Here is a 23813-nt window from a genome sequence, read left to right as displayed (position 1 = left end):
GTACTGCTGTGCGCATCATCAGTTTAATCAGTTTTGATCAGGCTGCCGGAACCTGTACGCTGCTATAATTAAGATATCTTTCCATATCCGTTGATATACTCCTAAAAAGTATAATTTACACTCAGGCTGAACATTCTTCCGCTATAAGCCCGAAACATAATTTTATCAATATTTTTATCGTATCTGTCTGTAGCTCCCGGAAGAAGATCCCATGCTTCCCTGTCTGTACCTACATTACTTCCGCCTCCGTTTTTTTCAGCGAGATAAGAATTGAAATTGTTATAATATTCCTTAACCCTGTTGAAGAGGTTTCTCACATTAAATTTTACTTCAAAGTTTCTGTCGCGGAGAAATTTATAGGAGATCTGAGCATCCGCCACAGCATAAGGGCGTTGTATTTCTTCTCCTTTGTAAGCATACCCTACGGTGATGTACTGGTCTCCTTTTGCGTTATACAAAAAACTCATACCCAGCCGGCTTCCATCATAGATAAGCCCAAGGTTATAAGCATAAGGAGTCTGCCCGTAAAGCGGCCGGTTCACTTCATAGGTTTCATCATTGTCTCCCGTTTTGTACAGATCTTTAAAAGCCACTACCTTCGTATGGTTATAAGTGAAGTTTCCGCTTATGAAAAGTTTTTCCAGAAAAGTTCCGTCTGCTATAAAGCCTAAACTTTTTCTCACTTCTGCCTCTACGCCTATCAGCTTTGCATTTTTTGAATTTCCATTGTACAGGAAAAGGTTTCCTTCACTGGAAATATGGCCTTCCCGTTCGATAGGTCTGTCTATATTTTTATAATACAGTCCTGCAGAAAATATTTCTCCCAATCCTGGAAACCATTCAAATTTGAAATCATAATTATTAATGACAGAGGACGTCATTTCAGTATTATAGATCAAACCATTGGCAATCGGGTCAAAATACGGCAAACCGGTTCTTTCATTAAACTGCGGACGGATGACGGATTTGTTATAGGCAAGTCTCAGATTGATCTTGTTGGTAGGGCTATATGTAAAATTCGCAGAGGGCATCCATTGCCATGGTTTATCATCTATAGCCGCTCTAATGATGTATTTGGAATCCGAAGGATCCAGCTGCTGGGAAATCATATCGTACTTAAAATATTCTGCACGAAGTCCCCAGACTAACCTTAATTTTTTCCAGCGGTTATCAAACATCACAAAAACCGCATGCTGATTGACTTCTCCTTCATACTTATCGTTTTTATAGAGTCCCCGGGTTTCCCAGCCAATACCACCCGGAACATAATGGGAGCCATTAAACCATTCAGCAAGCGAACCATACATCGTCAAATAGTTCTTTTCGCTGTTCGGAACGTCCCGGTTTTCGTCAACACGAAGAAAAAACTTCTGCTGTTGGTTGGTATTGTTTTTTATAGCACCGGCATATCCTGTTTTAACAGTATTCTTAAAGCTTCCTGCGTCCATATCCCATTTAACAGACGCTCCGTAATTGTAATCTGTTTCTTTGTTTTCTATATATCCTCTGTAAAAATCTGCTCCGGAATTATAGATCTTATGAAATGTGAGAATTTCATTTCCGATAAAGTCATATCTGGTGATATATTGTGTGTAGTCTTTGGTATCAGAAGCCACTCCTGTACGGGCTGCAAACCAACTGATCTCTGCGTTTCCTATTTTATGGCTTCCTTCCAGTTTATTTTGTAAAAGGGTCTGAAAAATCGGGTAATTGGTATTATCCGTATAAGGCCTGTCCAGGTTTTTGATCTGTTCCGGATCATTATTGGGGATAACACCATTATAAAAATAATTATAAGCTAATTCTGCATTGGCAGCCATTCCACTTCCGGTTGAATATTCATTCCATCCGGTTACTCTTGTCAGTGTATTATCAAAAATATGGGTATAGGAATTACGGAAAGAGATTCTGTTTTTCCCAAGCTGCAATCCAAAATTAAGCATCCCAGCCAGTGTAGAATTATAATTATAGGAGGCCCCGCTGTTTTTGAAATTATAGAATGGAATCTGTCCGTTGGCATCAGGCATTCCCGTTGTATCCAGCCAGTTTCCTCTTCCGGTATGGTCTATGTCCAGTTTATTCTGTTCATTTCTTATGACGAATGCTCCCGCAAAACCCCATTTATTATTGTTTTTAAGGGCGTAGGTCCTTCCCAATGCCAGCTGTATATTAGATCCCATGTCACCTCTGGTTGTATAGGTGCTGAAATTGTCATTCGTAAACTGCCTGGACTGTTCAAAAAATCTTGGGTCTGTCCAGTTCATCGGCTCAAGTCCTTTGGGAAAGTCCCTTGTCCCGTCATCATAACCGAAATAATCGTACTTTCCTCGTTTACGGGTCAGAAATTCTTTGAAGGCAGACTGGTCATTATAAGAAGTTCCCATTGTTACCGTCGTAAAATTTTCGTTGGGAATATCTTTGGTCCTCACTTCCACATACCCTCCTGCGAAGCTGGCATTCATATCTGGGGTGGCAGATTTGCTTACCACTACACTTTCCACCATGGCAGTAGGAATGATATCGAATGAAAAATTCTGGTTATAGGCTTCCGTACTTGGAAGATTAATTCCATCCATCGCAGCGGTATTCCAACGCTCTCCCATAGACCGTACCACTACATATTTATTATCAATGGTGGTAATTCCTGTTACCCTTTTCAGGGTTCCTCCCACGTCGCTGTCAGGTGTTTTGGAAATCTGTTCTGCTGAAATACCATCACTCATCTGAGCGGCTTTCTTCTGCTGTGCTAGAAGCCCGGCCTGGGTATCTGCCTTGCGGGCTGCAGTAATTATCACTTCTTTGATGTCCGTTATTTTATCGGATGCTTTGTTTAAAGCAAATGAAACAGAGCTGGTTTCATTATTGATAACAGATAATTTCTGAACTCTCAGTGTATTATATTTAGGCGCTTTTATCGTGAGGTCATAAGTTCCTGAGGGAAGATCTATCGTAAAATCCCCGTTATTATCAGTCACTGCAGTTTTCTGAGCCATACTAACTTCAGCTCCGATAACAGGATTCCCTACCTCATCTACGATTTTACCGGAAATACGTCCGTTTCCCGGTGCGGAAATGTTAGAACTTTCATATTTTATCGAAATAAGGTCGCCATGCAGACGGTATACAACAGGAAGTCCGTTGATAATATCCTTCAGACAGCTGTTGACAGAAGTGTTTTCACATTTTACTCCTTTTACCTTCAGCTCTTTTATATCTACCCTGGAATAAGCCAGTCTCATTCCCGTTTTTCCGGCAAATTCCTCCAAAACTTCAATCAACGGTCTGTTGGCAGGTACAGAAAATGTTACTTTCTGAACCAGCTCCTGAGCTTCAGCGGCTACAGTAAAAAATAAGGCTGCTATGGTAATCCCACATTTCAAACTTTTCATACTTAAAGTGTTCTCTTGATTATGATTATTTAATTTTTAATAGTGATTATTTTTTCAGGATATAGGTGTTTTCTTTTTTCTGCACTTCCAGTCCAAGGATAAAAGCCAGTGATTCAATATTTTCACCGACTGTTCCTCCGGTAAAGTCTGCAGTGATCTTTCTTTCTTCAGCTTCTTTAGGATACAATACTTTGGTATTATAGCTGTTTTCCAGAATAGTTACCACCTCTTTTAACGGAACATCATTAAAGCTTAAAGACAATATGGAAGAAACTTTACCAGCTGATTTTCTTACCGGTTTCAATGATATCACCGCAGTTGTATGGGCAATCCCGAAATTGGTCCATTTCTGATTCGGTGTAAGGAAAGAAACCGGAACTCCCGGAGAAGATACGGCCACCTTCCCTTCATAAAGATCGACCGCTTTTTTCTTTCCGGATTGTGAAATTTTAAATACAGTTCCCAACACTTTGGTACTGAAACCTTCTGCACGAACGATGAAAGGATGCATTTTTGATTTTGCCACAGAGAATATGGCATCTCCTTTTAAATCCACCACTCTGGTGTCAGCAGGAAATGATTTTGCTACGGTCATTTCAGCTCCCGGTAAAAGGGTAACTACCGATCCGTCTTCAAGATGAACAATACGGTTTGCGGATTTGGCCATATAAACATCAGGCCTGATGAACATGGTGTAGGTAAAAATTCCGCCCAATGATAAAAGCAGAATAATTACCGCAGCAATTTTATATAATAGATGTGTTTTTAAGTTTTTTGCAGATGAAACCGAAATAATATCCGTTGGAGAAAAATAATGTTCCAATCCGGATAAAACCCTTTCTTTAGATGCTTTCCTGTGAACGGCATCCAGCTCTTTCTCAGCCTGGATTTTCCATTGTTTTAAAAGTTCATGTTCTTTTTCAGAAACCGGATCTTCCGAAACTTCCCGTTCCCAAAGTCTGAAAACAAAGGCTTCAATATTTTTATAAGTCAAACGTTTTTTCATAGAGTCTTTCATCGTATTCACAGATACTTCTATCTATAAGACAGTGAAAATGAAAAACTTCCCCGGGGCATTCTTAACGTTATATTCACATTACAGCCCAATTGTTAATAATTTTCGCTCTTTTTCACATTTACTCAACATTAACATGCCATTTAGGCTTCTTTTTTCAGAAATATTTAATCTTACCATCCCCAAAGTTCACAAAAAGTTAACTTTCCTTTAGGTAATTTTGTAACAGAATATGAGCCCAACAGACTATACATTATTAAAGAAAATAAAATCAGGCGACCGTCCTGCATTTATGCTGCTGTATGACCGATACTGGGATAGTCTATATAGCTTTGTTTTTGTACGGACCCGGGATAAAGAAATCACTGAAGAAATCCTTCAGAACCTTTGGGTGAAGCTTCTTGAACATGCAGATACCATACAGACTGATGATTCTGAAAGTGCGAAAGGTTATCTTCTCCGCCATCTCCATTACCGTATTATTGATTTTTACAACAGCCATAAAAAGGCCCCTCCTACACTGAGCATTGATGAGTTTGATATCCCACATGAAATTGATACGGCGGATACAGATTATTTTGAAATCCTTGAGGAAAATGAAATTTCTGCTTTATTACTGATGATTGATGAAGTAGTGGGGAGGCTTCCTTCAACAGAACAGCAGGTATATGATATGAGAATCAGGAAAAATATGTCTGTCAGTGAAACGGCAGAAGCATTGGGGCTCAGCAATAAAACCGTAAGTAATAAATTAAGCAGAGCTTTGGGTGAAATCCGGGAACAGCTTAATCCGGAGTACCAGTCATCTAAAAAACTGGTTTCTATCCTGTTTTTGATGGAGATTTTGACGAGGTACTGAGATGTGGTTCGGGATGCGGAGCGCGGGGTTGTATCAATGGTCAATCTGCTGCGCGGTCAATTGTCAATTTATAACGTCTGTCAAGATTCACAGCGAAGCGGATTCACTATTGACTATTCACCAAATACTGGCAGAAAAACTGTATTAAAATCCAGGATTTTAAAGTCGGCAAGGCTGGAGTTTATATTTTCGTCGTTATTGGTGAAAATAATGGTTTTCATTCCTGCTGCTTTTGCTGCTTTTAAGCCTGAATGGCTGTCTTCAATGGCAATGCAGTGCTCAGGAGAAATCCCAAGATTTTTTGCAGAAGTAAGATAAACCGCGGGATGAGGTTTTCCCTGGGCTTCAAACTCCGAAGAATGTACGGTATCAAACAAATCATAAACCTCAAGCTTTTCAAGAACAGCGTGGGCCACCCGTAAGGGAGCGTTTGTAGCCAATCCTATTTTATAATCATTATTCTTAAGATTTCTGATAAATTCCTGAACACCTGACATTGTACAGGCATTGGTGTGTATCATCTCAATCACTCTTGTGACCACCTTATTTTCCAGATCAGCTGCATCAAAATTTTCCCACGGAAATCTTTCATACCAGAACTCTGTTACTTCCTGTGTAGTCATATACTTTGTTTGCGCGGCAAGTTCTTCCGTAATCTTTACGCCATAGGATGAAAAGACATCAAATTCGGCCTGAGCCCAGAATTTTTCTGAATCTATAAGGACACCGTCCATATCAAATATTACTGCTTTTAAAGCCATATTCTGAGTAATGATTATAAATTAAATAATAAATTACCGGCTGATTTTATAGACACAGCGTTGTCCCCCCGAAATGATATGATCTATTCTTTCCACTTTATAATCTTTCCCTATCAGGGATTGAAAATTGGATAGCTCGGCACGGCAGAACCCCTGACATTCTGCAGCGGCAGCACATATCGGGCAATGGTTTTCAATCAGGAAGTAATTTTGCCCTTCTTTTTTCCATTCTGCCATATAGCCTTCCTCACTTCGGACTTTTGCCAGAAACTCCAGACGCTGTTCTAAAGACTGTGCTTTGGAAAGTATTTTTTCATAACGGTCGTGAGTGTTCTTTTCGCGGTCGCTGATCAGCAAGTTCAACGCATTTTCGCCTAAAAGATTTTTCACAGATTTCAGAAGCTGAACGGTTACATCCGCATGGGTATCGGGAAACTGAGCCAAGCCTTTTTCAGTAAGAGTATAATAAGCAGATGGGCGTCCTACGCCTTCGCTTTTCACTGAAGACCGGATCAGCCCTTCCTCAGCAAGATTCAGTAAATGTTTTCTTGCACCTTCTTTGGTAATTGATAATTCTTCTGCGATAAGAAATGAGGTAGCTTCCCCTCTCATCTTTAAAAACATCAGAATCCGATCTGCAGCCGGCTTCTTCATTTGACAATATTTAGGTTGTTTTATTTTCCAACAACAAATATAGTCATTTTCTATAACCTTAAAAATTAAAGCTTAAATTAAACATTTACAACACTTTATTATTTTCATTCATTACATTAATAAAACAACAATAAAGTTGTTTTATTCAAATATATTTTTACCTTTGTCATAGGTTAATTAAAAAAATAAATACGATGAACCCATTTACATTACCGCAGCTACCTTACGCTTATGATGCTTTGGCTCCATTTATAGATAAAGAAACAATGACGATTCATCATCAAAAGCACCATCAGGCTTATGTAGACAATCTGAATGCAGCTCTGATGCAAACCAATGAAATCAATCCTGATCTTGATTCGTTACTGCAAAGGATCAGTGAATACAGTCCTGCTGTAAGAAATAACGGAGGTGGGCATTATAACCATTCTTTATTCTGGGAAATTCTTTCTCCTGAACCTAAGCTGAGTCCCGAAGGCATGCTTTATGATGACATCACAGCCACTTTTGGAAGCCTGGAAGAGCTTAAAGCAGGAATGAAAAAAGCCGGTCTGGCTCAATTTGGTTCAGGATGGGTATGGCTATATGTAAAATTTAATGGATCTCTGGCCATCAGTTCTACCCCTAACCAGGATAACCCGATGATGGACATTCTTTCGATGAACAGAGGTTTTCCGATTCTTGGAATAGATGTATGGGAACATGCTTATTATCTGAACTATCAGAATAAACGCGCAGATTATCTGGATGCCTTCTGGTCTGTACTGGATTGGGCTGCCGTTGAGAAAAAATATGATGAGGCTTTGTCAAAAATAAGATAACTAACATGGATTTTAATGAGCTATGACTGAGGAAATTTTTATCAATAAAGCAAAAGCTTCAGGCATTATTGCTTTTGACCTTTCAGACTACAAACCGACGACGGAAATTGTAGAACTGGATATTAAAGATCATCTTTTCATGGGAATGATTGTGAAGGAAAAAGAATTTAAAGAATCTATTGCTGCAGTAGATTATTCGGTGTACGATGAAAAAGCAGTAGGAATTATCTGCTCTACGGGTGCTATCATCCCGCCCTGGGCATACATGATGATCATGGAAAAGCTTTTTCCTTACGCTTCTTATGTGGATTTAAATAATGCAGAAACAATTCTGCTTGATCTCTGGAAACGCCGTCTCATTTATGCTGATCTGAAACAGTACAGAAACCAGAAAGTGGTTGTCCGGGCCAATACCCATCATGATCCTTCTCTGTATTTGTTAGCGGCCGGACTGCTGAAACCTTTGGTTAAAACATTGATGTATGGCGAAATAGGACTGCCCAAAGTAATTTTTAAACAATAAAAATGAAAGCAATTATATTCAACGGATCATTGGAAAGAAGAGCCTTATCTACTTCCGGGCTGATTTCGGATTATTTTTCAGAGCGGCTGAAAATGTCTGGTATTCACACTGATATTTTTACACTGGCAGATTCCGGAATTCCGTTATTTGATGTAACACTCACCAAAACTCCTTTGGCGGTGGAACGTATGGTTCAGATGTTTACTGATGCTGATCTTCATATATGGCTGGCTCCACTTTATCATGGCAGTATTCCTGGAGTGATGAAAAACTGTCTGGACTGGCTCGAAGTAACTGCCAACAGATATGAACCTTATCTTACTGATAAAATGGTGGGGATGATATGCTGGGCTGACGGTCTTCAGGCCATGCAGGGAATTAATACCATGGATTCTATTGCCAAATCGTTGCGTGCCTGGCCGCTGCCATTCAGCGTACCTGTTGTAAGATCATCATTATTTGCAGCTGACAATTCAACACAGATTTCGGATCTCTATTCCGGTAAGTTTGATAAGCTTATCAGCATTGCAACTTCTAAAAAAATAGAAAGTCTGAAATCTTCAGGCTTAACAAAATCAGCAGACTAGCTGCCAGACTGGTCTTACAGTGTAAGCGCGTAATTTGTGGGCAGACTGATGATGTAAAAATAAAAATTAGCACGCTTTATGCTGCTTATTTTCAAAGAACAGTGTTGAACTGCTGTAATTAAGTTGAAGGGGATTTCCAAGTCGTTCTTCGTTGAAGAAATCCCTTTTTTTAAAACCTAAAAATTCATATGATATGGCTATAAAAATAACGGATGCCTGTATCAACTGCGGAGCCTGCGAACCTGAATGCCCCAATTCAGCCATTTATGAAGGGGCCATTGACTGGCGCTGGAAAGACAAGACAAAGCTTACAGGACATATAAAGTTCCCGGATGGTTCGGAAACTGATGCCGATGCATATAATGAAGCGGTTTCGGATGAAGTCTATTATATCGTTTCCGGAAAATGTACAGAATGTAAAGGCTTTCATGAAGAACCACAATGCAAGGCGGTATGCCCTGTAGACTGTTGTGTGGATGATCCCGATCATCGTGAAACCGAAGAAGTACTACTGGAACGGCAGAAATTCATGCACAGTGCCTAAGTATTCGGTTGGATGCCCTGATTAACGCTATGAAGCAAGAGAGCGATAAAATTTCTACCTTTTATATTTAATTTCGATAGAGGCGGGTTTTAACCCGCCTTCTTATTTCTTTTTCTTCGGCTTCAGCCAAAACTTATTTGGCTTTAATTTCAGTATAGATTCTTTGAGTAAAAGGAGTTTCTACCCCAACCTCAACACCATATTTCAGTACAGCTCCTGCAAACAGCTCCAGTTCGTTTTCTTTCTTTCCTGAATTGATGTCAAGCTGTAACGAAGTTGGAGTTTCAAAAGGAAATGTGGAAGCTTTTTCGAATGTCTTATCAATGATATCTTCCTGAAGATAAATTCCTTTTTTATCGGCAATTTGCTTTATTTCTTTCATAATTTCAGTGGCTTCACTCCTCTGTTGTTCATTTGTACAGACAGTTCCTATGGAAGAATTATGTTTAGCCGTTACCAGTCCGAAACTGGCAATAAATATGAATTTTGTCCAGATATCCGTTAATGAATTGTCTTTAAAGTCAAAATCAATCTTACTTTCATTCAGTAGCTCTGTAATCCATTCTATAGGAGCAGAAAAATGCTCAGGATCTCTTCCGATAATCATTTTTCCTGCTTTTCCCTTATGTTCTACTATTCCTCTTTCTTTAATATGGGAAGCTACATAGATACAGGTTGGAAGAACAGTATGTTCAGGAATTATTTTCCGTATCCTGTCGTAAATATCCGCCCCGTTCATCATAGGTAGCAATATGGCATTTTCGTTAATGACCGGCAGCAACTGCCGGCAAACATTTTCAAGATCATATTCCTTTACACAGATCAGGACCAGATCAGGATTTTTAATATCACTGATGTTCTTCAAAATATCATTGGGATAGGTCTTCGGATTGGAATGCTCCGGAGATAACAAGGTCAATCCGTTCTCTTTTACCTTCTCATACGTTTCTCCGCGGGCAACAAAGGAAACATTATATTTTCGGGAAGTTTCATTGGCCTGATTGATTTTAAAACCAAAATAACCGCCTACCCCGCCCAATCCTACAACAACAATCTGTTTTTTGTTCATGAAATTATTTTTAAACAAATATCAGTAACAATGCATGAAATACCACTTGACAAATGAAAAGAATTACATTTTATAAATATCCCTTCTGATCCTGCTCAGTGAACTGTCTTTAATTCCAAGATAAGAAGCTATCACTTTTAAAGGAACATACCGGAAAATTTCAGGATCTTTCTTCATCAGGCTGGCATATCTTGTGGAAGCTTTCTGGCTGGCCATTTCAATCAGCCTGTCATGAATATTATAATAATTAAGGACAAAAAGAAGTCTGCTGAATTCCCTGAATTCAGGAATATTATGGAAATTATGCTGTACGTTCTCCAATCCCGTTTCCCAGAAAACACAATCCGTTACGGTCTGATATATTTCTTTGGTTGGCTGCTGCCTGAAAAAAGACAGAAAATCATTAACAAAGCAGGGCGCCCTATAAATATTTGTTGTAATTTCCTCATTATCTTCGTTCAGAATATAGGAACGGACATATCCTTTTTCCAGAAAATAGGTTTTGGTACTGATCACATTTTTATCCAGCAAAACTCTGTTTGCCTTTAACTCAAAACGGCTGAACTTTTCTGTTATTTTTTCAACCACTTCTTTTCTGATTGTAAACAGGGAATGAAAATAGGTATTAAGTGATGATTTGTTCATAGAATAAAGGCTTCAGCATATTTTATATTTAAAATCTTTCCAGAACAAAAATAGCATTTATAAACGATTGAAATAAACCCTGAACTTTTTTAATAAATCAAGTGGTAATTTTGTAATTTTCTCTTTTAAAAACAGATAAGATCAATATGGATCATGACTTCACTTACAATTTCATCGAACCTGACATAGAAATCGCAGATTTTGTTGAAAATCTGGGAACATTTCGGAATCTGTCGGATCAAGCTAAAGAAGTAGTGATTATTCCTGACGGAAGAATTGATCTTTTTTTCTCCCGGTCAGCTTCAGAGCCTTTTCATGTTACCCTTCTCGGTTTGGAAACCTATCCTGAACAAAGGTATATTGCTCCTCATACAATTGCTTTTGTTGTAAGTTTTAAGCCTCTTGCTGTTGAATATATTCTGAATACCTCCATTGCCGGCTTGCTCAATGCAGGAAAAGAACTCTCTCCTGATTTCTGGAATTTTGGCGCAGGCGATTTAAAGGATTTCAACAACTGCTGTATCAAAGCTACCCAAAAGATAAAGCAACTGCTTCCTGCGAAAACAGATGAAAGGAAATTAAAGCTTTTCGAGCTGGTTTATGCCTCAAAAGGTGAAATGAGTGTGCAGGAGCTTTCTGAAAAAACAGGCTGGAGCAGCAGGCAGATCAACCGTTATTTTACCAAACAGCTTGGATTGTCGTTAAAGGCATATTCTACTATTCTGCGTTTCAGAGCTTCATTGGAACACATCGCACAGGGAAGATTATTCCCGGAACTCAACTATACCGATCAGAATCACTTCATCAAAGAGGTGAAGAAATTTTCCGGAGTTGCTCCCAAAGAATTATCCCAAAATAAAAACGACCGATTTGTACTATTATCAGTATTGAAAGGAAAATAAATTTGCATTGTAAAATTTAAATTAACAATGCTGATAGAAAATAAATCAATAGCAATCGTTGGTGGCGGTCCTGCCGGACTTACACTGGCAAGACTTTTACAGCTGAAAGGAGCTAATGTAAAAGTATATGAAAGAGACTTCGATAAAAATGCCCGTGTCCAGGGCTCTCCTCTTGATATGCATGAAGATTCGGGGCTGGAAGCCATCCGTAAAGCAGGGTTGCTGGATGAATTTAAGAAAAGCTTCCGTCCCGGAGCTGACAGAGCACTGATTGTGAATGAAAAAGCAGAAATATTTTTTAGTGATCACGAAACAAAGCCTGAAGAAGATTTTGGGTATGAACATTTTCGTCCGGAAATAGACCGCGGCCCATTAAGGAATATGCTCCTGGATGCTCTCCAGCCTGAAACGGTAGTCTGGGACAGTCATTTTATCTCTATGGAAAGCCTGGATGAAGGCTGGCTGCTGCATTTCAAAAACGGAACTTCCATGTATGCAGATCTTGTCATTGCCGGAGACGGAGCCAATTCCAAAATACGGCCTTATCTAACTGATATTAAACCCGTTTATTCAGGAGTGATCATGCTGGAAGGAAATGTTTCAAAGGAAAATGCTCCTAATATTGATGCCATGGTGAAAGGCGGAAAAATAATGGCTTTCGGAAATCGTCAAAACATTTTGCTTGGGCAGAAAGGTAACGGAGATATTGGATTTTATGCAAGTTTTAAAGCTGATGAAAACTGGCCTGCTGCCAGTGGGCTCAACTTTTCTGATAATACCCAAATGCTGAAATGGTTTAAAACAGAATACTCTGAATGGAGCTCTGTGTGGGAAGAATTGTTTGAAAACGCTGTAACTCCTTTTATTCCACGTCTGATTTACTATATGCCCTTTGATCACACCTGGGAAACCCTGCCCAACCTGACATTAATCGGTGATGCTGCTCATGTAATGCCTCCATTTGCAGGAGAAGGAGCTAATATGGCTATGCTGGATGCTCTGGAATTGAGTGAGCATTTAACAGATAACCATTATAATACGCTACATGAAGCTATTTCCAGCTACGAACAGAAGATGCGCGAGAGAGCTGCCATTGCCACCCGGGAGTCCCTGGAAAATGGGGAACGGATGCATTCTGACACATCATTAACAACCATGCTTGACTTTTTTAATGGCCATTAAGTTTCATTATGACAAAGGCTGCCTTCAATTGAAGACAGCCTTTTCCCTCTTAGAAAATAATTTTTTTCTCTCCGTTTTAGATCCAGATACGGAGGTTCACCTGTGTTATTTCTTGATCAGCTTGGTATTATAAGTGTTCTTGTCATCTTTTATAGTGATCACATACATTCCTTTTACTAAAGAAGCAACATTGATTTTTTGTCCGTCTATTTTTCCTTCCTGAACAAGTCTTCCGTCTGCACTGTAAATTTTGTAATCACCCTTACCTTTAAAGTTTTTCACTTCAACAAAGGTATCTGCAGGGTTAGGATAAACAGATATTCCGGATGATTTTGTATCTGCTGTTTCTCTCACAGCAAGTGTATTGGCAGTAATCTTCACAGGAAGATCCATAATGCCTCCTGCCTGGCTTTCCAGTTCGCCGCATACATCATCAGGAGCTGTGTTGAAAAACTTACCTACAATTCTCATTCTTAACAATTTATCTCCGGAATAAGTATTGGCCGGGACTGTAAAGTTAAGGTTACCCATTCCAACATTTCCTGTAGGAGACGCCCCGGATGTCTGAGCGACTCTTTCTGATGCTTCGAAAGTTCCATTTCTGTTATAATCAACCCATACAGATAAATTTACCTGCATGCCGCTCTGTAGCAAGTTTCCTATCCTTGGCGAAATTGTATATGTATTACCTTGTGTCAAATTAACAATCTTGGTAGGATCCTCACTTAAATCTTTATAAGATCTCGCTGTAGCATCAGTATAATCTATATTGGCAACTGCAACTTTCAAAATTGCACCTAAATAAGGTGATCCGGAGTTTAATAAACAGTAATCCACACCGGTCTTTAATCCTTTTGTTTTAAATGTATAATTATTAGAAAAAGTCCCGGGAACTGAATTGACTACAGCGGCCACCTGAACCTCATAATTGGTTTCATCTTCTAAATTATTCAGAACAGCAGAATTAGCCTGGCTAAGGACATTAGACCAGTTTACTGTGCCTGCTTTTCTGTAATTGACAGAGTAAGTAGCTCCCGGAACACTGTTCCAGGATATTCTTGCAGATGTTTTGAAAATCTCAGTATCTATAGCCGAAACTCCTGTAGGAGACGCCGTAGAAGATGTAGGTGCACTCCCTACAGTAACAGCAGGCGACACGGCATAAAAGATATTTCCTACAGCTGACACTCTTAATTTTACTGTTCCGCTTACATTTCCTGGCATTTGTGCACTATAGCTTCCGGTATTGGGTGTTGCTGCAACAAGGTTTGTCCAGGTTACCCCATTATCAGTAGTATAATCTATTTTCACACTCACTGTATTATAAGGTGCTGCATTTGTATTGGCAACATCCCAGTAAATGGTGTTCACTGCATTATTATACAATACTGAAGATGGAGTAAGCCCATTAAATTTGAATGGTCCGTCATTTCCTACAGTTACAGTAGTTGTTGAGCTGGAAACCATCGGGCGTTGAGCATTAAGATCTCTTACCGTTACAGCATAGTTCAGTGTTCGGGGGATATAAGATACAGTTTCCCATCTCTGCTTATCTGTCAGGATTCCATTCATCACACTTGCGAAGTTGGGAAAATACCTTCTCCCGTTTGGTGTTTCGGGAACGGACCTTGTTAAAGCTCCTTTCGGATTATATCCCCATCCGCTATCGCCGGAAATTGTAGAAAATTCATCTGTACTGTCATTCTGTTCCCAGGTATAGTTCACAGAATCATTTTCAGCATCGGTTGCTGAAGCTTCAAGATAATAAGCCGTTCCTTTAGGAATGCTATAAGCAACCAGAGGATTAATGGCCGGAGCTGTATTATTGATAATATTTTGAGAAACTCCGCAATTAAGTTTATTTTCTAAATTAGTTAGTACCTGATCAATGGATTTATAATGAAAATATCCATCTGCGTTAGCCTGAACATTATCATAGGTAATCCCGGCATATCCCATAATCGTTGTTCCACCGCCCGGCTCTACGTTTGCGCCTTGGTTTGCATCTGTAACAGAAGTATTTGAAAACGTGTGATTTGCTCCCAGCTGATGTCCCATTTCATGTGCTGCAGTAAAATCAAAAACTTCCCCTACAGGAACAGGTCCCTGTGTATAAGCAGAACCTTTTTTTATTTCAGTATTAGTCGCCGGATCTACGCAGACAATTCCGATTCCTCCCGCATTTCCGCTTCTCTCAGCATTCTGGTTAAGAACATGCCCGATATCATAATTGGCATTTCCTACTGCTGAAGTAAGTGTTTGTTGTAATTGAAGATTTAAATTACCCGTATAAGGATCTGTTACCGGATCGAGATAGATGATCTGCGGAAGATTCTGTACTGTTAAATGAGCACCAAAATCACGCTCAAAAACACCATTTATGCGGGTCATTGTATTATTCATAGCAGCCAGAACCACGCCTTTTTTCACATCATCTGTAGCATTGGCCGGAGTTCCTGCAGCTGTTAATTGATACTGGCTGTATTCTCCTGTAACGGATAATGCCATTCTGAAATCCCTGTATTTTGTATTAGTAGGTCTGCTGGTAATTCCAACTCCGGAGAGCATTTTTTTACCATTCTCCACCAGCTTATTAATATTTTTAAAATCATGTTCTCCTGTATCACATTTGAAGCCATGTTCTCCATCATTCTTTGTTTTATAGAAGACTCCGTAAGTCTGTTTATCCGCACTGATGGGCTCTATAAACTGAAACACTCCATCCTTGATGATCATTGACTGCATATCAGTGGGAGAAGTACTGAACCGTAAATACTTGGAAGGATCATCTACTCCAACTCCCACGTAAGATCCTAACTGATATTTTTCTACCAGAGATCTGTCCATCACAGGATTGCTATACACTGCAAATTTTTCAATCTTCCCTTCTACAGTTGGTAAATAAATAATAACAGGCTTTGCATTTTTCCCTGTTTCTTCTGCACTTTTAAGCATTTCTCTAAGAGACTTCAGATCTACTCTGTAAGAATGCTGTACTTCTACTCCTTCTCTTATCTGTGAACTTTTTTGAGAAACAGACTCCCACCTCTGGGCATTGAAAACCGTAAAACAAGACGCTAATGCGCAAACGAATAAAATTCTTTTTTTCATAGATATATTTAAGTTATTTTGATAGAATGCTGAAAATTTTAATATATGACAGGCAAACTCACTATTATCATAAATTCAATAAAATAGAATTAATCATATAAAATTCACAACAAAACTCTTTACAAAACTTATATATTTTGAATAAAAAACAAAAAAAAACGATACTACACAGATACAACAAACAAATTAATTATTTAATTATCAACGAATTATGTTATGAGCATCTTCCATGTAACAATATTACACTCTGTGAATCATTAAATTTTTCAATCCGAAGAGCTTCTTAAAGACATATTGAAACTCAGAAAGAAAATAGTACTTAAATGATACTTATGCAGTCATTAAAAAGGAATAAATGATAAAGAGTAAGAAGTAAAAATAAATAAGTTAAGGATGATCAGTAATTTTTTTTATCCTTAATTTTCAAAACCCAGCAAAAGAATAACTATCTATATATCAATATTTTAAAATCACATCTACACAGTGTAGTATTCGTGTAGTATCGCTTTTTTTCCTGTTTAAGTTAAAAATTTTCATATTTGAAACCGAGACCACAAAAAAAACCGAGTGGTGAAAAGAGAATATTTCGAGTACTGTCTGACCTGATGAATCAGACAGTTTTTTTTTGAATTATGTTAAGGTGTCAAAGAAATGATAAATATCTGTTTCTTTGGGAATGTTCAGTTTTTTTCTGATCCTGTATTTTTTCTGCTGAACACTTCTATGCTGAACCAAAGTATAACTTGCAATTTCTTTGGATGTAAAATGAAGTTTCAGCATGGCACAAAAAACAAGTTCAGAATTTTCCAGACCTGGATTAATTATTAAAAGCTGTTTTATAAATTCAGGATAGGCTTCTTTAAAACGATCCAGAAATTCAGGATCATTTTTTTTACCAAGCTCAATAATTTCTTCCTGCTTATTGTCATTCATCCTTACTTTGAGGTTTTCAGCTTCTATAGCGAGAACTTTTTTCCGCTTTCCCAATGCAATAATAATCCTCCAGGCATATAGCCCCAACAAACAAAGACCTACAAATGAGAGGGAAACAATCCAGTATATTTTATTCTGGTGGCGGTCAGCATCTTGCCGGGTTTCTGCAATAAAGGATTCCATATCCTGATTGATAGCAGCCAGTAAAGATGTATTGGTTTTATAAAAAGCGTCCGTGTACGCCTTCAGATAAAAGTAAGCTTTCTCTTTATCCCCTGTATGTTCATATAAAACTCTGAGATCATTATAAAGATACTTTCCATAATAGGCATAGATACGTTTCGTTTTTTCATTGATTTTCAAGGCTTTATTAAAAGCCTCCTCGGCCTTATCATATTGTTTGTAGCTGAGAAAATATTCCCCCATTATGGTATTTGCATAGAGTGCGATTCCATCTTCCTTACCTCTTATATTGGCTTTGTTGTAAGCAAGCGTTATATATTTATAGGCGGAGTCCTTGTTTTTATGCATATAGATATAATCGCTTATAGCACAATCCGCCAGACCTGTATCATCAAACTTTTTTGCCCTATGGAAATATTCGAGTGCTTTGTTATAATCTTTTTTTTGAACAAGATAAATTGCCTGTCTTAAATAAATGCTGAAAAGAAGATCATTTTTGAGCGGTGACTGATCACTTTTCCGTATAAAGTTCATTGCTTCATCATTATACTGAAGAGCTTTATCAAGCCTCCGGAGTTCTACGTTGAAGCGGCCATAAACATTATAAAACCTTGCTTTATGTATATTGTCATCTGAACCATCCAGGATTTTCTTCGCATTGTCAAAAAGAATCTGTGACTTCTGAAAGTTTTCCAGTGAAATATTAAGTTCTGCCAGATTGATATAGCATAAGGCCTTGCCGTCTTCATAGTTCATCTTATCGGCCTGTCTGTAATACCTTTTATTAAGATCAATCAACGAATCATAGTCTCCGGCAAGCCGGAATTTTTCATTCTGCTTCAGCAAAGAGACGTCAAAGGCCTTTTCAGCCTCTTTTTTTGAATGAGAATGGCACGAAATTAAAATAATAAGTAAAACAGAAAGAAAAATACGTATCATATGTTTCTTTATTTAAGCTATATTCCTATATACATAATGTTAATACATGACTTCCTTAGAAAAAACAATGTTCATATTTAATCTTCAATGGTTATTTCTGATGGATCAATAAAATATTTTGATAAAACAGAATCCTGCATTTTTTATTGTGATCCCTTTCTTTATTCCTGTAAGTTTTCAAAAAAATCATAAATATCTGTTTCTCCGGGGATGTTCAGTCTTTTACGGATCCTGTACTTTTTCTGCTGTACCGATCTGTGCTGTACAAAAGTATAATCTGCAATTTCCTTGGATGAAAAACGCAGTTTCAGCATCGCGCAGAAAGTGAGTTCAGAATTTTCAAGATCCGGGTTGATTTCCAGAAGTGCTTTTATAAATTCAGGATATAATTCTTTAAACTTCAGCAAGAAAGAAGAATCATTCTTTTTAGCAAGATCTATCACTTCCTCCAGCTGTTTTGCCTGAACACGATGCTTCAATGCTTCAGTCTGCTCTTTCAGGGTATTCTTCTTTTTTTGCAATTTATTAATCAGCTTCTGCACGTACACTCCTGAAACGGTGAGAACAGTAACAGAAAGAGCAATGAATAGCGGAAGATCATTTCTGTGCCAATCAGATTCCTGCTTTACTTCTGAAATAAAATCTTCGGTAGCTTTATTCATGGCGGCAAATCTGGCAGCATCAAAACGCTTTTCCTCTTCCATATATTTTTTTAGATAAAAGTAGGCTTTCCCTCCGTCATTTTTTTTCTTGTACACTTCTGCAAGTGCTTTATATACGTCTTTTATATGTGAAGAATAGGTGCGTCTTGTCCTGATATTAATTTCAAGGGCTTTTTTAAGAGCCTTTTCCGCCTGTTCACTGTTATCAGTTTCATTATAATAATATCCCATGGTATAATATACCCAAAGCGATTCCACATCTGTTGTTTTCTGACTCAGCATTTTTTCATCTGCCCTGGCAATATATATCCCTGCAGAATCAGGTTTATGGGTGTATAAATAGTATTGCGCCACCATGCAATTGGTATATGCCGAATTTTCCAGTGTATTTGCCTTGATAAAGCATTTTAAAGATGTCCCCAGCCATCCTTTCCATGCATGGTAAATACCTTTGTTTACATAAAGTCTCGGAAGAAGTTTCTGAGTAAGTTTTGTATTTTTTGCCTGCTTCAAATAATAAAATGCTTTGTTATTGCATTCTATAGCCTTATCATATACTTTAAGATGCGAGTAATACAGACTGTAATCATCATAGAAAGTTGCTTTGTGATAAGCATTTTCAGAATTTATCAGGGCTTTTTCTGCTTTACTGAAAAAAAAACGGGCTTTTTCATAATTGCCTGCTGATACATTAACCCCTGCCATATTCAGGTAACAGAGTCCTTTTCCTGCTGTATATTTCATTTTAGCTGCCTTTTTCAGATAATTTTTGTTTAAACTGCTAAAGGCTTCATATTCACCGGACAATTGCAACTCAGCGCTTTGGGTTAATAAGGAAACATCAAAATTTTCCTTTTCTTTGTCCGGGGTATTGCGATGACAGGAAAACAGGCACACAAATAATCCTATACAGATTGTATAGGTTATCATTCTCTTTATGCCGGTTGGATATGTTTTTTTATTCTTAAAATTAATTTTTCCCATGCCACTTTTCCCTGTATCTAAATATCTACCTATGCATATTTAGTGAAATATGCTGATCAATTTATGCCATTATTTTTCCCCAATAAGTGTTATAAATATACATAATTTCCCAAACTTATTATGAAATAAGCAATCTGTTTTGCGAAAATATAACATTAAAATAAAGTAACCCTAGTTCCTTTAAACGGACATTTTTAAAAAATTTCCGGACAAACAGCATAGATCTTCCGTATTAAAAAGCACATGCTTTAATAATGATAAGACTACCTGAAATGGAAATTGTTACAAAGAGATTAAATTCTAGAGGTTAGTTTAGTAAATTATTTTCATATAATTGCTGTAATTATTTTCAGTAATACCTTACGATTACACACTAACTTACAATACAATGAAGACACAAAAAAAGAGACAAAAAAAGAGACAACTTTAACTGTTGTCTCTTTCAGTGACCCGGCTGGGATTCGAACCCAGGACCCATACATTAAAAGTGTATTGCTCTACCAGCTGAGCTACCGAGTCGGCCGCTTACTTTTTCAAGTAAATCCCTTTGCTTAAGGGACTGCAAAGATAGAAACTTTTTCTTTATTTACAATACTTCCCAGCGATTTTACAGACTCAATTCTGCTAACCTTTACATAATCAGAGACAAAAATTTTGAATCTGCAGCAGGCTCAGAAACTGGAATTTTCAAATCAGGAATAATTTATCATCCAAAATATAATCCGGCATCTTAAACAAAGAAGATTAATCATTAACACTTGCTATCAATTTTTAAAAGCATATTCATCATAAACTGTGTTGATGAGATCATCAGAATTAATATTTCTTGAAAAAATAGGATAATGAAAACGATCAAGTTTATTCAGGATACGGATCAGATCCATTTTTTCCTTATGGCTGAGATTACCCGCCACGATATTGGTCGCCTGGCGGATCTTCTCCATCTGTTTTTCCAGGACTATCAATCCTCTTTCGGAAATGCGGATCAATTTACTTCGCTTGTCCAGATCAGAATCTGACTGTTCAATAAGCCCCTGGCGCAGCAGTCTTGCAATAATAAGCATACCAACCGGCTTATCATGAATATTTTTTTTGATAAGCGCCATCTTGGTCATCTCACCAAAAGCTTTTAAATTGATCAAATAAATGAAGTCTTCCTGGGTGGAAAATTCAGAATCTGATATTGCGGATTTGGAGTAGGTTTTCGCATAGCGGTTAAGGTGAACCAATAACGTACTTATCGCACTTTCCGGTGTTCTTCCATTCTCTTTACCCTCCCAATAGGGTTCTTCAAAAGGATCTGCACGGTGCATATTCTCCTGATCAGAAATCCAGGACTTAAAGCCTTCAATAGTGCAGGGATAGGAGTTTGGATCAGCATCTGATTCAAATTGCTCAAGGAGCGTCATAAAGTCTTTGATAAGGGCAAAATTCATTTCAATAAAATAGTATACAAATATACTTTATTTCAGGTGAATTTCCTCTATTTTTTAATCCATACGGTATAAGATTTGTAGTTTAAAGTTTAATTATCAACGATATGGACGAAATAAAAACAGACAGGTTAGACCCGGTTATTGATAAACATCTGATCGATGAATATTTTAACCTGGCAGTAAAGAAGGAGCTAAATATTGACATTGACGTCAGCTCCGAATACATTGCTGCACATAATATCGTTTCAAAAAAATTAATTCTCGTTAAAACATTTTCGGATATCGTTATGGGAAACCCTGACCTTTACCTTTTACTCCGCTCGTTAATTCAAAATGTAAATACTTATTCTTTAACAAAAACACAGATCATCAGTACTCTGAAAAATCAATAAAAAATCTCTCAAAATTTTTGAGAGATTTTTTTGGGTAAAATTGCAGTTCTTTATACCTGTTCTGTTGTATGCTTTGCCACCATTGCTTCAAGATCATCCAGATTAAATGGTTTTGAAACATAATCATCCGCCTGCGCTTCAGAAGCTAACGCTGCAATATCATTATTTGCGGTAACATAAATGACCGGAATGTGATTAAATTCTTTACTGTTTTTAAGAAGCTTTGTCGCCTCTACCCCACCGATTCGGGGAATCCAGTTATCCATCAGAATAATATCCGGCTGGTATTCTGCTACTTTCTCAAGGATATCATGGGATGTTTCTGAAATTTTAACATCGTAGCCGTTTTCTTCAAATATGATGGTGATGACTTCTAAAATAGCAGTATCATCATCAAAAATTAAAATTCTCTTTTTATTCATATTATTGAGGTTATTCTATTACAACTGATTGATATAATCCGCTAAATTATCAGGCCTGATAATTAAATCATAATCAATTTCTTCTACAGCATGCCTGGGCATATATTCCACTTCTGCAGTTTCAGGATCCTGAATCCAGACCTGCCCGTTATACTTTTTAATATACAACAGGCCTTCTACTCCGTCAGCATTGGCTCCTGATAAAAGTATTCCGATCATATGTTCCCCGTAAATTTCAGCAGCAGACCTGAAAGTAACATCTATAGAAGGCCGGGAGTAATTCATCTTTTCGGAGCTGTCCAGTGACATATTTTTCTTGTTTTCAAACAGTAAATGGTAATCAGCAGGAACAATATACAGGGTCCGGTTATTAATTTCGGTTTTATCTTCTACTTCTACCACCGGTATTCTGATAAACTGCTGCAGCAAAGTCCGCAGGATATCTCCGGATTGGGCTTTACGGTGAACTACAACAACAATCGGAATATTCAGTTTTTCATCAAGATTTTTAATCATTTCGATAATGACCTGTAAGCTCCCGGCCGATCCGCCAATAACAATTAATTCAATATTCGTCTCTGATTTCATCATTGCAGTATTAATGGTGATCAAGCTTTTTCCAGATTTTCTGGTCTTCAGTCTGATGATAATTCTTTTCAATGGTGGAAAACCGAAGTGTTTCTTTGGCACCGAGAGCAAGAAAACCAAGATTTTCAAGGCTGTTGTCAAAAAGCCTGAATACCCTTTCCTGAAGTTCTCTGTCAAAATAGATCAGAACATTTCTGCAGATAATCAGCTGAAAACTGTTAAAAGAACTGTCTGACACCAGGTTGTGAGTAGATAAAATAAGTTTTTCCTGTAAACTTTTATCAAACTTTACACTATCATAATTAGCGGTATAATAATCAGAAAAATCCTTTATTCCGCCTGAAAGCATATAGTTTTCAGAATATAATTTCATCTGATGCAGCGGAAAGACACCGGCTCTGGCGGTCTCAAGAACAGCAGGGTTCAGATCAGTGCCATAGATCAGGGATTTATCGTACAATCCTGCTTCTTTCAGCAGAATTGCTATTGAATAGGCTTCTTCTCCTGTTGAGCAACCTGCTATCCAGATTCTGATCAGCGGATAGGTACCTAGTTGCGGCAGCACTTTCTCTCTCAACGCTCTGAAAAAAGAAGGATCTCTGAACATTTCCGTAACATTTACGGTAACTTCTTCTATAAAGCGCTTCAGATACTCCGGATCGTTCATAATAATATACCTGAGTTCTGCAAAACTGGTAAGCCTGTCCAGAAGACATATCCGGTTTACCCTTCTTTTAAACGAAGCCCTGCTGTAGCCGGAAAAATCATATCCGTACATCTCATATACATCGTTGATCAGATACTCAACTTCCTGATCTTTTATGATACTTGGTTCCAGCATGTATTACAATTTTTCTATTGCTTTTATTAAAAGATCCACATCTATCGGCTTTGAAACATAATCATCAGCTCCGGCTTCGATACATTTCTGACGGTCTTCAGGCATTGCCTGTGCAGTAACAGCAATGATGGGAATATTTTTGATTTCAGGGGTATTTCTTATAATCCTGGCAGCTTCATAGCCATCTATCCCGGGCATCATCATATCCATGAGAACAACAGAAAACTGAGGGTCTGATTTCAGGATATCAAAAGCTTCCTGAGCCATTGTACAGGTTTCAACAGCATATCCACGGGCCTTCAGGGTCAGTTTCAATGCAAATATATTACGCGGATCATCATCCACAATTAAAATTTTCTTACTCATCAGAA

Annotated in this window: 22 protein-coding genes and 1 tRNA gene; 8 read left to right on the top strand and 15 right to left on the bottom strand. The window is 37.9% G+C overall.

The window, feature by feature from the left end:
• Positions 1-101: 101 nt before the first annotated feature.
• Together ACR1PO_RS19195 and ACR1PO_RS19190 are read right to left on the bottom strand one after the other, a co-directional pair.
• Positions 102-3389 (bottom strand): TonB-dependent receptor, encoded by a 3288-nt coding sequence (locus ACR1PO_RS19195; protein WP_433987834.1) that lies wholly within the window; start codon positions 3387-3389, stop codon positions 102-104.
• 46 nt (positions 3390-3435) lie between these two features.
• Positions 3436-4395, bottom strand: a complete 960-nt coding sequence (locus tag ACR1PO_RS19190; RefSeq protein WP_433987833.1) for a FecR family protein — start codon at positions 4393-4395, stop codon at positions 3436-3438.
• A 241-nt stretch (positions 4396-4636) separates the two neighbouring features.
• Between ACR1PO_RS19190 and ACR1PO_RS19185 the strand changes: the two genes are divergently transcribed.
• On the top strand, positions 4637-5263 hold the full coding sequence (locus ACR1PO_RS19185) for an RNA polymerase sigma factor (protein WP_332387329.1): 627 nt from the start codon (positions 4637-4639) through the stop codon (positions 5261-5263).
• A 113-nt stretch (positions 5264-5376) separates the two neighbouring features.
• Here ACR1PO_RS19185 and hxpB read toward each other — a convergent pair whose 3' ends face one another.
• Both hxpB and ACR1PO_RS19175 read right to left on the bottom strand, forming a co-directional pair.
• A complete protein-coding gene (gene hxpB, locus ACR1PO_RS19180; RefSeq protein ID WP_332387330.1) occupies positions 5377-6024 on the bottom strand; it encodes a hexitol phosphatase HxpB in 648 nt (215 codons plus the stop codon).
• Positions 6025-6057: 33 nt separating this feature from the next.
• Positions 6058-6678: a helix-turn-helix transcriptional regulator gene (locus ACR1PO_RS19175; protein ID WP_332387331.1), complete on the bottom strand. Its 621-nt coding sequence runs from the start codon at positions 6676-6678 to the stop codon at positions 6058-6060.
• 194 nt (positions 6679-6872) lie between these two features.
• Between ACR1PO_RS19175 and ACR1PO_RS19170 the strand changes: the two genes are divergently transcribed.
• From ACR1PO_RS19170 to ACR1PO_RS19155, 4 genes are all read left to right on the top strand, one after another.
• Positions 6873-7499, top strand: coding sequence for a superoxide dismutase (locus ACR1PO_RS19170; RefSeq protein WP_433987832.1), 627 nt, complete (start codon positions 6873-6875; stop codon positions 7497-7499).
• Positions 7500-7521: 22 nt separating this feature from the next.
• Positions 7522-8022 (top strand): DUF2480 family protein, encoded by a 501-nt coding sequence (locus tag ACR1PO_RS19165; protein WP_332387333.1) that lies wholly within the window; start codon positions 7522-7524, stop codon positions 8020-8022.
• A gap of 2 nt (positions 8023-8024) precedes the next feature.
• Complete coding sequence (locus ACR1PO_RS19160; protein ID WP_433987831.1) at positions 8025-8609, top strand: NADPH-dependent FMN reductase; 585 nt, start codon at positions 8025-8027, stop codon at positions 8607-8609.
• 193 nt (positions 8610-8802) lie between these two features.
• A complete protein-coding gene (locus ACR1PO_RS19155) occupies positions 8803-9153 on the top strand; it encodes a 4Fe-4S dicluster domain-containing protein (protein ID WP_332387335.1) in 351 nt (116 codons plus the stop codon).
• A 133-nt stretch (positions 9154-9286) separates the two neighbouring features.
• On the opposite strand, the gene ACR1PO_RS19150 is transcribed toward ACR1PO_RS19155, so the two are convergent.
• Both ACR1PO_RS19150 and ACR1PO_RS19145 read right to left on the bottom strand, forming a co-directional pair.
• Positions 9287-10222 (bottom strand): ketopantoate reductase family protein, encoded by a 936-nt coding sequence (locus ACR1PO_RS19150; protein WP_433987830.1) that lies wholly within the window; start codon positions 10220-10222, stop codon positions 9287-9289.
• A gap of 63 nt (positions 10223-10285) precedes the next feature.
• A complete protein-coding gene (locus ACR1PO_RS19145; protein WP_433987829.1) occupies positions 10286-10867 on the bottom strand; it encodes a Crp/Fnr family transcriptional regulator in 582 nt (193 codons plus the stop codon).
• Between the two features lie 146 nt (positions 10868-11013).
• Between ACR1PO_RS19145 and ACR1PO_RS19140 the strand changes: the two genes are divergently transcribed.
• Entirely contained in the window at positions 11014-11769 is a 756-nt protein-coding gene (locus ACR1PO_RS19140; protein WP_433987828.1) for a helix-turn-helix domain-containing protein, read from the top strand.
• Between the two features lie 27 nt (positions 11770-11796).
• On the top strand, positions 11797-12951 hold the full coding sequence (locus ACR1PO_RS19135; RefSeq protein ID WP_433987827.1) for an FAD-dependent oxidoreductase: 1155 nt from the start codon (positions 11797-11799) through the stop codon (positions 12949-12951).
• 105 nt (positions 12952-13056) lie between these two features.
• Here ACR1PO_RS19135 and ACR1PO_RS19130 read toward each other — a convergent pair whose 3' ends face one another.
• The 5 genes from ACR1PO_RS19130 to ACR1PO_RS19110 all read right to left on the bottom strand — a co-directional run bounded on the left by ACR1PO_RS19130 (position 13057) and on the right by ACR1PO_RS19110 (position 21199).
• Positions 13057-16062 (bottom strand): reprolysin-like metallopeptidase, encoded by a 3006-nt coding sequence (locus ACR1PO_RS19130; protein ID WP_433987826.1) that lies wholly within the window; start codon positions 16060-16062, stop codon positions 13057-13059.
• 630 nt (positions 16063-16692) lie between these two features.
• Positions 16693-18117, bottom strand: coding sequence for a hypothetical protein (locus tag ACR1PO_RS19125; RefSeq protein WP_433987825.1), 1425 nt, complete (start codon positions 18115-18117; stop codon positions 16693-16695).
• Positions 18118-18278: 161 nt separating this feature from the next.
• Positions 18279-19709: a tetratricopeptide repeat protein gene (locus ACR1PO_RS19120; RefSeq protein WP_433987824.1), complete on the bottom strand. Its 1431-nt coding sequence runs from the start codon at positions 19707-19709 to the stop codon at positions 18279-18281.
• 500 nt (positions 19710-20209) lie between these two features.
• Positions 20210-20282: transfer RNA gene (locus ACR1PO_RS19115), tRNA-Lys, on the bottom strand.
• Positions 20283-20527: 245 nt separating this feature from the next.
• Positions 20528-21199: a MarR family winged helix-turn-helix transcriptional regulator gene (locus ACR1PO_RS19110; protein WP_433987823.1), complete on the bottom strand. Its 672-nt coding sequence runs from the start codon at positions 21197-21199 to the stop codon at positions 20528-20530.
• A 104-nt stretch (positions 21200-21303) separates the two neighbouring features.
• Between ACR1PO_RS19110 and ACR1PO_RS19105 the strand changes: the two genes are divergently transcribed.
• On the top strand, positions 21304-21591 hold the full coding sequence (locus tag ACR1PO_RS19105; protein ID WP_433987822.1) for a hypothetical protein: 288 nt from the start codon (positions 21304-21306) through the stop codon (positions 21589-21591).
• A gap of 50 nt (positions 21592-21641) precedes the next feature.
• Here ACR1PO_RS19105 and ACR1PO_RS19100 read toward each other — a convergent pair whose 3' ends face one another.
• Genes ACR1PO_RS19100 through ACR1PO_RS19085 form a run of 4 tightly spaced genes read right to left on the bottom strand, consistent with a single transcriptional unit; the run spans position 21642 to position 23808 of the window.
• Positions 21642-22013 (bottom strand): response regulator, encoded by a 372-nt coding sequence (locus ACR1PO_RS19100; protein WP_332387351.1) that lies wholly within the window; start codon positions 22011-22013, stop codon positions 21642-21644.
• A gap of 18 nt (positions 22014-22031) precedes the next feature.
• Complete coding sequence (locus ACR1PO_RS19095; protein WP_433987821.1) at positions 22032-22604, bottom strand: chemotaxis protein CheB; 573 nt, start codon at positions 22602-22604, stop codon at positions 22032-22034.
• A 7-nt stretch (positions 22605-22611) separates the two neighbouring features.
• The gene (locus ACR1PO_RS19090) at positions 22612-23442 is read right to left on the bottom strand and encodes a CheR family methyltransferase (protein WP_433987820.1); all 831 of its coding nucleotides are present in this window, start codon (positions 23440-23442) and stop codon (positions 22612-22614) included.
• A gap of 3 nt (positions 23443-23445) precedes the next feature.
• Positions 23446-23808 (bottom strand): response regulator, encoded by a 363-nt coding sequence (locus ACR1PO_RS19085; protein ID WP_332387355.1) that lies wholly within the window; start codon positions 23806-23808, stop codon positions 23446-23448.
• Positions 23809-23813: the final 5 nt, after the last annotated feature.

It is taken from the genome of Chryseobacterium amylolyticum, from assembly GCF_051011775.1.
Lineage (GTDB): Bacteria > Bacteroidota > Bacteroidia > Flavobacteriales > Weeksellaceae > Chryseobacterium.
This window is presented reverse-complemented; position numbering and strand designations above follow the sequence as displayed.

Excerpts from the sequence above, each read along its gene's own strand:
- ACR1PO_RS19110 (WP_433987823.1), bottom strand. The coding sequence starts at position 21,199 with ATGAATTTTGCCCTTATCAAAGACTTTATGACGCTCCTTGAGCAATTT.
- ACR1PO_RS19095 (WP_433987821.1), bottom strand. The coding sequence starts at position 22,604 with ATGATGAAATCAGAGACGAATATTGAATTAATTGTTATTGGCGGATCG.
- ACR1PO_RS19135 (WP_433987827.1), top strand. The coding sequence starts at position 11,797 with ATGCTGATAGAAAATAAATCAATAGCAATCGTTGGTGGCGGTCCTGCC.
- ACR1PO_RS19105 (WP_433987822.1), top strand. The coding sequence starts at position 21,304 with ATGGACGAAATAAAAACAGACAGGTTAGACCCGGTTATTGATAAACAT.
- ACR1PO_RS19100 (WP_332387351.1), bottom strand. The coding sequence starts at position 22,013 with ATGAATAAAAAGAGAATTTTAATTTTTGATGATGATACTGCTATTTTA.
- ACR1PO_RS19130 (WP_433987826.1), bottom strand. The coding sequence starts at position 16,062 with ATGAAAAAAAGAATTTTATTCGTTTGCGCATTAGCGTCTTGTTTTACG.
- ACR1PO_RS19140 (WP_433987828.1), top strand. The coding sequence starts at position 11,014 with ATGGATCATGACTTCACTTACAATTTCATCGAACCTGACATAGAAATC.
- ACR1PO_RS19085 (WP_332387355.1), bottom strand. The coding sequence starts at position 23,808 with ATGAGTAAGAAAATTTTAATTGTGGATGATGATCCGCGTAATATATTT.
- ACR1PO_RS19160 (WP_433987831.1), top strand. The coding sequence starts at position 8,025 with ATGAAAGCAATTATATTCAACGGATCATTGGAAAGAAGAGCCTTATCT.
- ACR1PO_RS19195 (WP_433987834.1), bottom strand. The coding sequence starts at position 3,389 with ATGAAAAGTTTGAAATGTGGGATTACCATAGCAGCCTTATTTTTTACT.
- ACR1PO_RS19175 (WP_332387331.1), bottom strand. The coding sequence starts at position 6,678 with ATGAAGAAGCCGGCTGCAGATCGGATTCTGATGTTTTTAAAGATGAGA.
- ACR1PO_RS19125 (WP_433987825.1), bottom strand. The coding sequence starts at position 18,117 with ATGATACGTATTTTTCTTTCTGTTTTACTTATTATTTTAATTTCGTGC.
- ACR1PO_RS19120 (WP_433987824.1), bottom strand. The coding sequence starts at position 19,709 with ATGATAACCTATACAATCTGTATAGGATTATTTGTGTGCCTGTTTTCC.
- ACR1PO_RS19165 (WP_332387333.1), top strand. The coding sequence starts at position 7,522 with ATGACTGAGGAAATTTTTATCAATAAAGCAAAAGCTTCAGGCATTATT.
- ACR1PO_RS19155 (WP_332387335.1), top strand. The coding sequence starts at position 8,803 with ATGGCTATAAAAATAACGGATGCCTGTATCAACTGCGGAGCCTGCGAA.
- ACR1PO_RS19150 (WP_433987830.1), bottom strand. The coding sequence starts at position 10,222 with ATGAACAAAAAACAGATTGTTGTTGTAGGATTGGGCGGGGTAGGCGGT.
- ACR1PO_RS19145 (WP_433987829.1), bottom strand. The coding sequence starts at position 10,867 with ATGAACAAATCATCACTTAATACCTATTTTCATTCCCTGTTTACAATC.
- ACR1PO_RS19190 (WP_433987833.1), bottom strand. The coding sequence starts at position 4,395 with ATGAAAAAACGTTTGACTTATAAAAATATTGAAGCCTTTGTTTTCAGA.
- ACR1PO_RS19090 (WP_433987820.1), bottom strand. The coding sequence starts at position 23,442 with ATGCTGGAACCAAGTATCATAAAAGATCAGGAAGTTGAGTATCTGATC.
- hxpB (WP_332387330.1), bottom strand. The coding sequence starts at position 6,024 with ATGGCTTTAAAAGCAGTAATATTTGATATGGACGGTGTCCTTATAGAT.
- ACR1PO_RS19170 (WP_433987832.1), top strand. The coding sequence starts at position 6,873 with ATGAACCCATTTACATTACCGCAGCTACCTTACGCTTATGATGCTTTG.
- ACR1PO_RS19185 (WP_332387329.1), top strand. The coding sequence starts at position 4,637 with ATGAGCCCAACAGACTATACATTATTAAAGAAAATAAAATCAGGCGAC.